We start from the raw sequence: 12,798 nt of genomic DNA on the forward strand, positions 1-12,798 counted from the left end.
GCGCGGCCGGTCACTTCACCCGCAGCTCGCAGCGCAGCCTCCGCTCATGCCCCACCGCCCGCACCGGCCCGGTCAGGGTGAGCGGCACGGTGTGCCGGACGTCGGCGCTGGAGGCGGCGAACCGCAGCTCCAGCGCCCCGGGTTCGACGACGCGGCGGCCGTCCGCCGCGGTGTACGCCGCGACGTCCGCCGGGAAGACGGCGTGCACCTCGGCGGACGCCCCGGCGTCGAGCGGGACCCGGGCGTAGCCGACGAGGCGCATCACCGGGCGGGCGACGCTGCCGACGGGGTCGTGGAGATAGAGCTGCACGACCTCGGTCCCGGGACGGTCGCCCGTGTTACGGACCGTCAGCCGCACCTCGGCCTCCCCGTCGGTGGCCATCTCCGCCCGGTCGCACCGCGGCTCGTCCCAGGCGAACGACGTGTACGACAGCCCGTGCCCGAACGGATAACACGGCGTGGGATCCACCGCGCTGAGCGCCCCGCGGTGCCCCAGCGGCGGCGCGAGATACGGCGCCGGCTGCCCGCCGGGCGTCCGCGGCACGCCGACCGGCAGCCGCCCGGACGGCTCGACCCGCCCGGACAGCACGCCCGCGACCGCGCCGCCGCCCTCCTGCCCGGAGAAGAACGCCTGCACCACGGCCGCGGCCCGGTCCGCCCAGCGGCCGAGGGCGTACGGCCGCCCGCTGAGCACGACGATGACCGTCGGCGTCCCGTCGGCGAGGGTCTTGTCGAGCAGCTCCTCCTGCCCGTACGGCAGCCGCAGGTCCTCCGCGTCGCAGCCCTCGCCCGAGGAGCCGCGCCCGAAGAGCCCCGAGCGGTCGCCGACGACGGCGAGGCACACGTCGGCCCGCGCGGGGTCGTGGGTGACCTCCGCGTCCGGCCACTCGGCCCGCAGTGCTTGAGCGAGCGTCGGCACCTCGACGCCGGTGGGCAGGCCGGGGTGGCGGGGGCCGACGTGCCGGGGGAAGGTGTAGCAGCCGAGCATGGCGGCCTGTTCGTGCGCGAGCGGACCGACGAGGGCGATGCGCAGGCGGCCGCGGGGGAGCGGCAGCAGGCCGGACTCGTTGGCCAGCAGCACCACCGACTCTTCCGCCATCGTGCGGGCGAGGTCCCGCAGTTGCGGCGGGTTGAGGTCGGGGTCCGCATCGCCGTCCGGCACCCAGTCCGGGTCGAGCAGGCCCAGCTCGGCCTTCTGGGTGAGCACTCGCAGCGCGGCCCGGTCGAGCAGCTCCTCCGGCAGCCGGGTGCCGGGCGTTACGCAGCGGGCCGCCGGCAGCTCGACGTCCACGCCCGCCGACAGGGCGAGTTCGGCGGCGGCCGCGGGGGAGTCGGCGACCTGGTGCGCGGACTGCAGGAACGAGACGGCGAAGTAGTCCGAGACGACCGTCCCGGCGAAGCCCCACTCCTCCCGCAGCAGGTGCGTCAGCAGCTCGGTGTGAGCGTGTGCGGGCAGCGCGTCGATGTCGTTGTACGCGGGCATCACGGAGCGGGCGCCGCCGTCGCGCAGCGCCATCTCGAACGGCGGCAGGACCACATCCGCCAGCTCGCGCGGGCCGAGCGGGGCGGGGGCGTGGTTGCGGGCGCCGCGGGAGGCCGCGTAGCCGGCGAAATGCTTGAGGGTGGCGACGATGCCGGTCGCCTCCAGGCCCCGGACGTAGGCGGTGCCGATGGTGGCCACGAGATACGGGTCCTCGCCGATGGCCTCCTCGGTGCGGCCCCAGCGCGGGTCCCGTACGACATCGAGCACCGGGGCGAGGCCCTGATGGATCCCGGCCGCGCGCAGCGTGGCGCCGATCGCCTCGGCCGCCTCGGCGACGAGGTCGGGGTCGAAGGTGGCGCCCCAGGCGAGCGGGGTGGGCAGGATGGTCGCCTGCCAGGCGGCGAATCCCGTGAGGCACTCCTCGTGCGCGATGGCCGGCAGTGCGAACCGGTTGCCGGCCCTGATCTGCCGCTGCAGCGCCGCCAGCCGGGCCGCGCCATCGGCGGGCTCGAAGGGGGTAGTGCCGTACGGGCGGGTGAGGTGGCCGAGCCCGTACGGCAGCAACTCGTCGAGGGTGGGGCCGCGGTCGGCGTACTCCTCCTGGCCGGGGGCGACCTCGGCGCCGTCGGCGTTCTTCCCGCCCAGCCAGACGCCGGCCAGCTGCGCGGTCTTCTCGCCGCTGGTCATGCGGGCGAGCAGGTCGGCGGCGCGTACGGAGGCGGGCAGGGCCGGGTCCTGCCAGGGCTTCAGCATGTATCTCCTAGCGAAGTGTGGGGCCGGCAGCCTCAGCCCTTGGTCGCGCCCAGCGTGATGCCGCCGATCAGCTGCCGTTCCGCGACGGCGTAGAAGGCGAGGGCGGGCGCCATGGCGAGGACGAGGTAGGCGAAGATGCGGGCGATGTCGGAGGCGTACTGGCCCTGGAACTGCTGGACGCCGACGGGGATCGTCCACCACGTCGGGTCGGTGAAGACGAGCAGCGGCAGCAGGAAGTTGTTCCAGCTGCCCACGATGGCGAGGACGGAGACCGTGCCGAGCGCCGGGCGCGCCATGGGCAGCAGAATCCGCCAGAAGAAGCCGTACGCCGAGCAGCCGTCGATGGTCGCCGCCTCCTCCAGCTCGCCGGGGATCTGCCGGAAGAAGGCCCGCAGTACGACGATGGTCACGGGCAGCCCGAACGCGGCCTGCGGCAGGATCACCCCCCACGGGTTGTCGAGCAGTCCGAAGGTGCGCAGCAGGATGAACAGCGGCAGGATCGCCACCGCGAACGGGAACATCAGCCCCACGGTGAACAGCATGTACAGCGTCTCCCGGCCCCGGAACGCGAACCGGGCCAGCGCATACGCGGCGAGGGCGGCGGTGCCGACGGTGAGCAGTGTGGTGGCCACCGCGATCAGCGTGGACGAGCCGATCGAGCGCCAGAAGGCGCTGTCCCCGAGGATGCCGGTGTAGTTCTCCGTCACCCACGGCGACGGCAGCCCGAACTGGTTCCCCGACAGCTGGTCGGTCGACTTGAAGCCGGAGAGCAGGGCATACAGCAGCGGCGTCACCATCACGATCCCGACCAGCCACACCGCCACGTACAGCGGTACGGAGCGCAGCCGGCGCCACAGCGCCGCGGTCATCGGTTCGCTCGCATGGTGGTGATGGCTCCTTCGGTGTCGCGGCGCAGCACGTAGCGCTGGTAGCCGAGGGCGAAGACGAGGCTGATCAGGAACATGGCGATGCTGATCGCGCTGGCGTAGCCGACCTGGTAGCGCTTGAAGCCGTACTGGAAGAGCGTGACCGCCATCGTCTCCGAATGGTGGTCGGGACCGCCCTGCGTCACCACCCACACCAGGTCGAAGAGCTGGATGGCGCCGATGATGGACAGGAACACGGACATCCGCAGGGTGGGGCCGAGCAGCGGCAGCGTGATGTGCCAGAAACGCCGCCAGGCACTCGCGCCGTCGATCCGCGCGGCCTCGTGCAACTCGGCCGGGATGCCCTGCAGCCCGGCCAGGTAGAGCATCATGTGGAAGCCGAAGAACTTCCACGTCATGACCAGGAAGAGGGTCGGCAGCACGGTGTTCTGCCCGGCGAACCACAGTCCGCCCACCCCGTCCAGCCCGATCGAGCCGAGCACCTTGTCCGCGAGCCCGTCATCAGGACTGAAGATCATGCTGAACAGGACTCCGGTGATGACCTCGGACAGCACGAACGGGGCGAAAAACAGCATCCGGTAGAAGGCCCGGCCGCGCAGCTTCTGGTTCAGGAGCACGGCCATGGCGAGTGCGAACGGGAGTTGCAGCACGACGGAGAAGACGACGAGGAGCAGACCGCGCCACAGGTCGCCGAGGAAGACCGGGTCGTCGAGCAGGCGGGTGAAGTTGTCCGTGCCCACGAAGTCCGAAGGCGCTCCGATGCCACCCCAGTTGAAGAAGCTCACGTAGAGCGCGTACACGATGGGCAGCATCACGAACAGCAGGAACAGCACCAGCGCGGGCGTGGTGAAGGCGAAGGCGGTCAGCCAGTCCCGGACCCGGCGGGCCAGCGGCCGCCGGTTCTGCTCGGGCGGATCCGTTTCCTTGGCGAGTGCGAGCCGCTCGGCGCGCACATGAGTCGAAGACATCGTCGGCTAGGCGCTCTTGGCGACCTGAGTGATGGAACGGGTGACCTGCTCAGGCGACTTGGACCCGGCGATCAGCGCCGCCACCGAGTCGTTGATCTCCTGGCCGAGGGCGGGCGGATATGCCTGATCGAGGTAGAGCTGGAAGCCGGTGGACTTGTTGAGCAAATCGGAGACGGCCTTGAGCTGGGGGCTGGTGAGCGCGCTTACGGCCTCCTTGTGCACCGGCATCGCATTGGCCTCCTTGACCAGCTTGCGGTCGGAAGCGGCGCCGACGAAGAACTTCAGGAACTCGACCGCCTCCTTGGGGGCGCCCTTGCGCACGGCGTAGCCGCCACCGCCGCCGAACACGTCGGTGATCTTGCCCGGGCCGCCCGCCACGGTCGGGAAGGGGACGAAGCCGAGGTCGTCCCCCAGGCCCTTGCCCTCGGTCTCCTGCGTCGTCGGATCCCACTGGCCCATCAGGTCCATCCCGGCCTTGCCGTTGCCCATCAGGGCGGCCATCCCGCTGGGGGTGGAGTAGGGGGCGCCGAGGAAGCCCTTCTGGAAGGGCTTGAGGTCGACGAGCTCCTTGAGGTGCTCGCCGGCCTTGACGAAGGCGTCGCCGGTGAAGTCCTTGGCATCGGCGGCCTTCTGCATCCCGCCGATTCCGGCCAGGCGCATCGCCAGGTACGCCCAGTAGTACATGCCGGGCCACTTCTCCTTGCCGGCCAGGGCGATGGGGGTGATCCCGGCGGCCTTGAGCTTCTTGACCGTGTCGAGTAAGTCGGCCCAGGTGGCGGGCGGTTCGGTGATCTTGGCCTTCTTGAAGAGCGCCTTGTTGTACCAGAAGCCGACGCAGCCGATGTCGTGCGGGACGGCGTAGATCTTGCCGTCGAACTCGTATGCCTTGCGGGAGGCGGGCACCAGGTCGCCGATCCAGGGCTTGACCTGCGCCGTGAGGTCCTCGACGAGCCCGGCGTCGACCTGCTGCTTCAGTACGCCGCCACCCCAGGTGGTGTAGAGCTCGGGCAGCTTGCCCGAGCTGGTCAGGGTGGTCAGCTTCGCCTTGAACGCCTCGTTCTCCAAGATGACGATCTTGATCCGCACGTCGGGGTGCGCCTTCTCGAACGCCTTGGCCTGCTCGGCGAACACGCTCTTGCCGGGGTCGGAGGTGATGATGTGCCACCACTCGATCACGGTGCGGCCCTTGCTGTCCGTGCCGCTGCCGCCGTCGGAGCCGCCGCATGCGGAGAGCCCGGCCGCCCCGAGACCGGCCGCGGAAGCGGCCCCCACGAAGCGACGGCGGGAGAAATCGGAGGCTGCCATGGCACCCCTTCCGGAAGAATGCCGAGAATTATCGAGAAGTGGCGTCAGAAGTTACGGACACGCGAAGGGGGTGTCAACGGCCTTAACAAATAAGGTCGTTGACACCCCCAAGGGAGGAGCCGCCCGCTATGCCGGGTGCAGCGCCGCCGTACTGGCCCTGACCACGAGTTCCGTCGCCAGCTCGACCCGCGGCGAAGCCGGCTGGATCTCCCGCGCGAGATCGAGCACCGAGCGTGCGGCCAGCTTGCCCATATCGGCGAGCGGCTGCCGCACCGTGGTCAGCGGCGGCGCCGACCACCGCACCTCCGGCAGGTCGTCGAAGCCGACGATGCTCATGTCCTCCGGCACCCGCAGGCCGCGGCGGCGCAGCGCCTCGATCGCGCCGAGCGCCATCTGGTCGCTCGCGGCGAAGATCCCGGTCGGCGGCTCCGCGAGATCGAGGAGCAGCTCCGCGCCCGCGAACCCGGACGCGTGGTAGAAGTCTCCGGGCACGACCAGCGCGTCGTCGGCCGGCACGCCCGCGGCGTCCAGGGCGGCCCGGTAGCCGTCGAGGCGGGCCCGGGAGCACAGCAGCCGCGGCAGGCCCGCGATGAACCCGATGCGCCGGTGCCCGAGTTCGAGCAGGTGCTCGGTGGCGGCCATGCCGCCCGCCCAGTTGGCGGCGCCCACCGTCGGCGCCTCGGTGGACGGCGACCCCGCCGGGTCGACCACCACCAACGGCACCCCGAGCCGCCGCAACTCGTCGTGTATCCCCGGGGTCAGCGCCGACGTCACCAGGATCACCCCGTCGGAGGCGCGCGCCCGCAGATTGGTCAGCCACTGCTGCGCGGCGCCCGCCCGGTCGTGGATCGCGGAGACCACGGTGCCGACGCCCGCCTCGTGCGCGACCTCCTCGACGCCGCGGATGATCTCCACGGCCCAGGGGCTGTCGAGGTCGGTGAAGACCAGGTCGAGCAGGCCCGCCCGGCCGCCCGGCGAGGTGCGGCGCCGGTAGCCGTGCCGGTCCAGGAGGTCCTCGACCCGCGCCCTGGTGGCGGGTGAGACGTCGGACCGCCCGTTGACGACCCGGGACACCGTCGGTACGGAGAGCCCCGCCTCCCTCGCTATGTCGGTGATGGTGACCTTGCCGGTCATTCCGTCGGCCCCGTCGTCGGCCACGTGCCCCACCTCCACCGGAAGCTTCCGGAAAGTCAATCCCCGCCACTGGTCAGCGGGTTCACTCCTCGGTGACGTTACCGGAAGTCGACCGAAAGTTCTCAGGCGCTAACGTGGCCCGGATCACTAGGCGATGCGACCGCAGGTATACGCTCCGGTGTCGAGGTTGACGAAGGCCCACCATATGACGGTGCGGGTCTTCGGGCCGTACTTGCCGTCAGCGGTAATGCCGTTCGCGGCCTGGATCCACGTCACCACGTCCCGGGTGTCGTCCCGGTAGTAGCCGTCCAGGGCGATCGAGGCGTTGTTGCAGTACTTCAGTGAGAACTGCAGATACCACACAGCTTGGCTGGTTCCGGTGCCGCGGCCCGGCCCACTGCTGCCGCTTCCGTCACCCCAGGTGAGGAGGCAGTCCTTCGTGTAGTTGGCGAAGAGGGCGTAGACCGGGAGGCCGAGCACCCTGCCGGAGTTGGTGAACCGGCGGTAGTCGTTGCAGTGCTGGGTGGCGAGCGTGCCGCTGTCGGTGTCCGTGGCCGCCTGCGCAGCCGAGGAGGTCAGCCCGGTGGCCGTCAGCGCGACGGCCGCGCAGATCGCCGCGATCGCTCTCTTCGCCTTGGTCATGGAATTGAACATGTCCAGCGTCCCCCCTCGGTCCGCCCATGTCGCGAGGGTCAGTCAACCGCAACGATCACCCTCTGTCATCGCTCAATTCCGGCCTCGCATCATGCCCGGGCCGCCGCCGTCCGTCAGCCCTCGCCCCCGGCGCGCATCCGCTCGCGCAGGAAGGTGCCCGACTCCTTCAGCGCGCCGGCGCCCGCGTAGTCGCCCGAGGCGCAGGTGCCCGGCTTGAAGACGGCGCTGGACTGGGCGTCGTCGGAGTAGTTCCAGGCGGTCCAGCCGATCTTCTTCTCTGCCATCAGGTCGAGGTACTTGGCGCCCATCGTCAGGTCGTTGCCGCCGTCGCCGGAGGCCTCGTCGAGGCCGAACTCCGAGACGAACACCGGCAGCTTGCCGGCGGCGCGCTCCAGGGTCTGGAGGTAGTTGTCGCGGTGCGTGGCCGCGTAGAAGTGGAAGGTGTACATGATGTTCTTCGCGGCCACCGGGCTGTCCACGATCTCCTGCTCGGTCGCGCCCTCCGCCAGCCCCATGGAGGACCAGCCGCGGGTGCCGACCAGGACCACCGAGTCCGCGTCCCGCTCCCGGATCACCGGGATGATGGTCTCGGCGTAGTCCTTGATGGACTGCCAGGACACGCCGTGCGGCTCGTTGGCGATCTCGTAGATGACGTTCTCCGAGCCCGCGTACTTCTCGGCGAGGGCGGAGAAGAAGGTCTTCGCCCGCTCCGTGTTGTGCGCCGGGTCGCCGGGGTTGAGGATGTGCCAGTCGACGATCACGTAGAGGCCCTTGGCGGTGGCCGCGTCGATGGCGTCCATGGCGAGCTTGGTGAACTTCGCCGGGTCGGTCTCGTAGCCGTTTTCCTGCACGTAGGTGGAGATCCGGACCGTGTTGCCCTTCCAGTCGGAAGCCAGCGCGCCGAGCGAGGCGTCGGTGACGCACTGCGCGTACCACTGCATGCCGTGGGAGGACATGCCGCGGAGCTGGACCGGCTTGCCGTCGGCGCCGCAGAGCTGATTGCCGCAGACCTCGAGCTTTCCGTACGGGGCCGGGGCCGCCGCGGTGTCCGCCGGGGAGGACGCCGCGCCGCGCTGCTCGGGCGCCGGGCTGTCGTCGGTGCCTGCCATCGCGTAGGTGCCCGCTGCCAGCGCGGCGGTGGCGACGGCGGCCGCGGCGGCGGCGTGGAGGCGGCGGCTACGGCGGTGTGAACGCATGGGACGCATGGGGGGATTGCTTCCTCGTGGGGGACAGGGGAAAGAGTCACCGCGTAGTCGCCACCGCCGCGCCGGAAGGTTGCCGCGGCCTCCCTACTCCCCGGACGGCCCCGGGAGCGAGACCCCCGCCCCCACCGGCGCGCCGAAGTCCGGCGTCCCGTCCGCCTTCCACGACACCTTCTGCGCCCGCGTGGTCCGCGTGCCGCTGCACCCGTCCGTCGCCTTCGCGTTCGCGTGATACGCGATCCACGTCTCCTTCCCGTCCGGCGACGTGAAGAAGCTGTTGTGCCCGGGCCCGTAGACACCCGCCTTGTCATTACGTTCAAAGACCGGCTTCTCGAACTTCTTCCACGACCCCGCATCCAGCGGGTTCTTCCCGGTCAGCTCCATCAGCCCGAGCTTGTAGTCGGGCGTATTGCAGTGCGACGCCGAGAAGGTGAGGAAGATCCGGCCGTCGTGCTTCAGGACGTACGGGCCCTCATTGACCGAGCCGCCCGACTTCTCCCACGCGTGCGTCGGCGTCGCGATGCGCCGGCCCGCACCCGCCGGGGTCCAGGGATTCTTCATCTGCGCGATGTAGAGGTTCTGCGTGCCGCCCTCCCAGAAGGAGTACAGCATGAACAGCGCCCCGCCCCTGGTCAGATAGGTGCTGTCGATCATCCAGCGGTTGTCGCCGTATGGATCGACCTTGCCCGCGTAGTGGTACGGGCCGGACGGGTCGGTGCCCGCGCTCTCCAGCACATGCACCTGCTGGTGATCGATGTTCGCCGCGACACCCGCGCTGTACGTGATGTACCACCGCTTGCCGTTGGGCCCGTCGAGCTGGTGCAGTTCGGGCGCCCACATGTTGCAGCAGCGCGAGGGCTCCTTCTCCGTATAGACGGTCGTCGGCTTGGCGGACTTCAGGCCGCCGAGGGTGGTCGCCTTGCGGATTTCCAGGTGCGATTTCCAGGTGGTGCCGAGGTGGTAGTACGTGCCCTGGTGCTGGACGATCGACGGGTCGGCGCCGTTCTCGGTCACCACGGGGTTGGTGAACGCGGCCTTCGGCGCGGCCGCATCCTCGGCCTCGGGCGCCGCCTGGCTCTGCTGCGCCAGCAGCAGCGCGCCGGGGAGGAGCGCGGCGGCGGCCAGCAGCGGCGCCGGCCGACGGGTGCGCGCACGGGTTTTGAGTGTGGGGGTCATGGATGGCTCCTACTTCGTGCCCAGGTAGTAACTGACCTGCGGCGGCTGGTTGTAGCCGGTGTTCTGCCAGGCGATGCCCGTCCGGTAGACCGGGTCGTGCATCAGGGTCGGGAGGCGGTAGTCCGTCGGGTGCGGGGTGGTGTACAGGCGCAGGGCCGTCGAGTCCGCGTTGCGCCAGACCATCTCCTCGCGCCAGTCGCCGAGCAGGTCGGCGGAGAGCGACGGGTTGCCCTTGGTCCAGTTGTTGGACTTGGCGTCCTGGTCGGACCAGATGCGGGAGAGCTCGGTGGTGCCGGTGTACTTCAGGACCTGCGCATAGCCCGTGCCCGCCGAGCCCGACCAGCGGTGGTCGAGCAGCTCGCGGTTGGCGTCGCTGTCCCACCAGAGCGCCGAGTTGTACGAGGCGCCGCCGCCGAAGGACGGCACCGCGTCGCTGATCTTCTTCCCGGCGGCCGTGTACAGCCCGCCGCCGCTCGACCAGCACTCCGCGCCCGCGTGCTGCTTCGTCAGGTCGGCGCAGAGGCCGCGGCCCACGTCGGTGCCGGTCCTGCTGCCCCAGAGGACCTTGCCGGTCTTCGCGTCGTGCATCTCGTAGCCGTACGCGGAGTCCGTGTGCTCATGCACATTGAACGATTCAAGCCCGGCTCGCGCCGGATCGAGATCGCCGACGTGCAGCGCGTCGCCGTGCCCCAGCTTGGTGGTCCACAGCCCGCTGCCGTTGTCGTCGACGGCCATCGCGCCGTATACGACCTCGTCCTTGCCGTCGCCGTCCAGATCGGCGACCGCGAGGTTGTGATTGCCCTGCTGGTTGTAGCCCTTGCCGGCATTGGTGGAGCTGTTGCTGTCGAATTTCCAGCGCCGGGTCAGTGACGTGCCGTTCCAGTCGTACGCCGCCAGCGCCACCCGCTCGTAGATCCCCCGGGTGAAGACCATCGAGGGCTTCGACCCGCTCAGATACGCGGTCGCCGACAGCAGCCGCCCCTCGCGGTTACCCCACGTATCGCCCCAGTCGGAGACCTTCCCGCGGGCGGGCTCGAAGGGGACGGAGTCCATGACCTTCCCGGACGCGCCATTGAAGACGGACAGGAACTCGGGCCCGCTCAGCACCGCGCAGTTGTCCGCCAGATGCGAGGCGCTCGCGTCGCCGATGACCTTGCCGGCGGCGTCCTTGCTGCCGTCCGATGTACGCGCCGCGATCTCGGCCTTGCCGTCGCCGTCGTAGTCGTAGACCTGGAACGAGTCGTAGTGCGAGCCGCTGCGGATATTGGTGCCCAGATTGATCCGCCACAGCCGCTTGCCGCTCAGCTCGTACGCGTCATAGAGCGTCGGTCCGGTGCAGGTGCCGGAGTTGGCGACGTCGGTGGCGTTCGAGGGCACCCACTTCAGCACCAGCTCGTACGCGCCGTCGCCGTCTAGGTCGCCGACCGAGGCGTCATTCGCGGCGTACGTATACGACACGCCGTCGCGGGTCTTGCCGCCCGCCGGCTTGTCGAGGGGGATGTCCAGGCGTCCTGACCCCCAGACGCCCGCCTTCTCGCCGGGCTGTTCCGCGCCGTTGACCACGGCGCGCACCTCGTACGCGGAGTCGGCGGTGCCGTCGGGGTCGAGGAAGTTGGTCGTCTGGGTCTCCTCGATCAGCTTGTCGCCGCGGTAGAGCCGGAAGGACACGTCTTCCGGGTCGTCGCCCAGCATCCGCCAGGTGATCAGGATGCCGCCCTTGGCGGGCACGGCGACCGGGCCGCGGTCGAGCTGCTCGGCGACGCGGGCGGCGGCGAGCGCCTTGGCGGCGCTGTTGGCCGGCCGGGGGACCGTCTCGTCCGCCTGGGCGAGCTGGGTGGCGGCGAAGGCGCCGCCGGTGCCGAGCAGCGCGAGCGTGACCAGCGCGGCCATCGGGCGCCGGGTGCCGCGGCGGCGGCGCCTGGCGCGTGGGGGGAGAGCGGGCATCGGGGCCTCATCGGTCGGGGACGGAAGTGCTCTCTGGTCGCCGTGGATCCGGGAAAGGTTGCCGCCGTGTGACCTGCTGGTTGACGCGGCCGACCCGCGACCTTACGTTCACCGTGCGAAATCACAACCGTTGTACGGGATTTCGAACGGACGGAATCTCCCCTTCAGGCCCGCCCCCACCCCGGAAGGCAGCACCGGATGCAGAGCCGCAGAACCCTCCTCAGGTCCGCCGTCGCCGCAGGCGCCCTGGCCGCCCTACCGGCGACCGGGACCACGACCGCCCACGCCGCCGGCCGCCGTGCCCCGTACGCCGGCTACCTCTTCACGTACTTCACCGGCGAAGGCACCGCCGACGGCGAACAGATCCGCTTCGCCCTGAGCGACGGCAACGACCCGCTGCACTGGCGCGAGCTGAACGGCGGCGCGCCCGTCCTGGTCTCCGGGGTGGGGGAGCGGGGGGTGCGCGACCCGTTCATCCTGCGCTCCTCGAACGGCCGCCGCTTCTATCAAATAGCCACCGACCTGCGGATCTACGGCAGCGGCGACTGGGATGGCGCGCAGCGGCACGGCAGCCGCTCGATCGTCGTGTGGGAGTCCGCCGACCTGGTCCGCTGGTCCGCGCCTCGGCTGGCCCGGGTCGCCCCGGAGGCGGCGGGCAACACCTGGGCGCCGGAGGCCACGTACGACCCGGCGCTCGGTGCCTATGTCGTGTACTGGGCGTCGAAGCTCTACGACAACGCGGGCCACACAGGCGACACGTACAACCGCATGCTCTACGCCACCACGAAGGACTTCCGTACCTTCACCGATGCCCGGGTCTGGATCGATCGCGGCTGGTCCGTCATCGACTCGACCGTGATCCGGCACGAGGGCACGTACCACCGCATCTCCAAGGATGAGCGGAGCGCCGACGCGTCCAATCCGTACGGCAAATTCGTCTTCCAGGAGCGCAGCTCCAAGCTGACCTCCACGTCCTGGCAGCCGGTGCGCGAGGGGATCGGGTACGGGGCCATGGAGCGGGGGGAAGGCCCGCTGGTGTTCAAGTCGAACACCGAGGAGAAGTGGTACCTGTTCATCGACGAGTACGGCGGCCGCGGCTACCTGCCCTTCGAGACCACCGACCTCGCGGCGGCCGACTGGAAGCTGGTCGCCGGGCACCAACTGCCCGCCAGTCCGCGGCACGGGACGGTGCTGCCGGTGACGGCCGCCGAATACACGCGGCTCGACGCCGCCTTCGGCTGATCGCCGACTGATCGGTGTCGAAGCGCTTCAACAAATTCTCGTCACTTCCA

9 protein-coding genes and 1 pseudogene are annotated in these 12,798 nt (G+C 70.3%); 1 reads left to right on the plus strand and 9 read right to left on the minus strand.

All coding sequences use genetic code 11. The features are described 5' to 3' along the window. Window positions 1-10: 10 nt before the first annotated feature. The 9 genes from ACNNMR_RS39105 to ACNNMR_RS39145 form a co-directional block, all read right to left on the minus strand. Window positions 11-2,236, minus strand: a complete 2,226-nt coding sequence (locus ACNNMR_RS39105; protein WP_419999472.1) for a glycoside hydrolase family 3 N-terminal domain-containing protein — start codon at window positions 2,234-2,236, stop codon at window positions 11-13. Between the two features lie 32 nt (window positions 2,237-2,268). Continuing rightward, complete coding sequence (locus tag ACNNMR_RS39110) at window positions 2,269-3,105, minus strand: carbohydrate ABC transporter permease (RefSeq protein ID WP_419999473.1); 837 nt, start codon at window positions 3,103-3,105, stop codon at window positions 2,269-2,271. Then, window positions 3,102-4,091 carry a carbohydrate ABC transporter permease gene (locus ACNNMR_RS39115; RefSeq protein ID WP_419999474.1) on the minus strand — a complete coding sequence of 330 codons (990 nt, stop codon included), beginning with the start codon at window positions 4,089-4,091 and terminating at the stop codon, window positions 3,102-3,104. Before ACNNMR_RS39115 ends, ACNNMR_RS39110 begins: the two co-directional genes overlap by 4 nt. Window positions 4,092-4,097: 6 nt before the next feature. Next, a complete protein-coding gene (locus tag ACNNMR_RS39120; protein WP_419999475.1) occupies window positions 4,098-5,396 on the minus strand; it encodes an extracellular solute-binding protein in 1,299 nt (432 codons plus the stop codon). A gap of 126 nt (window positions 5,397-5,522) precedes the next feature. Next, entirely contained in the window at window positions 5,523-6,530 is a 1,008-nt protein-coding gene (locus ACNNMR_RS39125) for a LacI family DNA-binding transcriptional regulator (protein ID WP_420000630.1), read from the minus strand. Between the two features lie 147 nt (window positions 6,531-6,677). Further along, on the minus strand, window positions 6,678-7,172 hold the full coding sequence (locus tag ACNNMR_RS39130) for a peptidoglycan-binding domain-containing protein (RefSeq protein WP_419999476.1): 495 nt from the start codon (window positions 7,170-7,172) through the stop codon (window positions 6,678-6,680). Window positions 7,173-7,297: 125 nt separating this feature from the next. Next, entirely contained in the window at window positions 7,298-8,380 is a 1,083-nt protein-coding gene (locus tag ACNNMR_RS39135; RefSeq protein WP_419999477.1) for a glycoside hydrolase family 5 protein, read from the minus strand. 93 nt (window positions 8,381-8,473) lie between these two features. Further along, window positions 8,474-9,562, minus strand: coding sequence for a family 43 glycosylhydrolase (locus tag ACNNMR_RS39140; RefSeq protein ID WP_419999478.1), 1,089 nt, complete (start codon window positions 9,560-9,562; stop codon window positions 8,474-8,476). A 9-nt stretch (window positions 9,563-9,571) separates the two neighbouring features. Beyond that, complete coding sequence (locus ACNNMR_RS39145; protein ID WP_419999479.1) at window positions 9,572-11,506, minus strand: rhamnogalacturonan lyase; 1,935 nt, start codon at window positions 11,504-11,506, stop codon at window positions 9,572-9,574. Window positions 11,507-11,704: 198 nt separating this feature from the next. Between ACNNMR_RS39145 and ACNNMR_RS39150 the strand changes: the two are divergent. Further along, window positions 11,705-12,742, plus strand: a pseudogene (locus tag ACNNMR_RS39150) (glycoside hydrolase family 43 protein); the annotation flags it as partial. Window positions 12,743-12,798: the final 56 nt, after the last annotated feature.

It is taken from the genome of Streptomyces boninensis (genome assembly GCF_048572725.1).
GTDB classification, from domain to species: domain Bacteria; phylum Actinomycetota; class Actinomycetes; order Streptomycetales; family Streptomycetaceae; genus Streptomyces; species Streptomyces boninensis.

Bases quoted from the DNA above. Each gene is read 5' to 3' on its own strand.
- ACNNMR_RS39105 (WP_419999472.1), bottom strand. From the start codon at position 2,236: ATGCTGAAGCCCTGGCAGGACCCGGCCCTGCCCGCCTCCGTACGCGCC.
- ACNNMR_RS39115 (WP_419999474.1), bottom strand. From the start codon at position 4,091: ATGTCTTCGACTCATGTGCGCGCCGAGCGGCTCGCACTCGCCAAGGAA.
- ACNNMR_RS39125 (WP_420000630.1), bottom strand. From the start codon at position 6,530: ATGACCGGCAAGGTCACCATCACCGACATAGCGAGGGAGGCGGGGCTC.
- ACNNMR_RS39130 (WP_419999476.1), bottom strand. From the start codon at position 7,172: ATGACCAAGGCGAAGAGAGCGATCGCGGCGATCTGCGCGGCCGTCGCG.
- ACNNMR_RS39135 (WP_419999477.1), bottom strand. From the start codon at position 8,380: ATGCGTTCACACCGCCGTAGCCGCCGCCTCCACGCCGCCGCCGCGGCC.
- ACNNMR_RS39120 (WP_419999475.1), bottom strand. From the start codon at position 5,396: ATGGCAGCCTCCGATTTCTCCCGCCGTCGCTTCGTGGGGGCCGCTTCC.
- ACNNMR_RS39140 (WP_419999478.1), bottom strand. From the start codon at position 9,562: ATGACCCCCACACTCAAAACCCGTGCGCGCACCCGTCGGCCGGCGCCG.
- ACNNMR_RS39145 (WP_419999479.1), bottom strand. From the start codon at position 11,506: ATGCCCGCTCTCCCCCCACGCGCCAGGCGCCGCCGCCGCGGCACCCGG.
- ACNNMR_RS39110 (WP_419999473.1), bottom strand. From the start codon at position 3,105: ATGACCGCGGCGCTGTGGCGCCGGCTGCGCTCCGTACCGCTGTACGTG.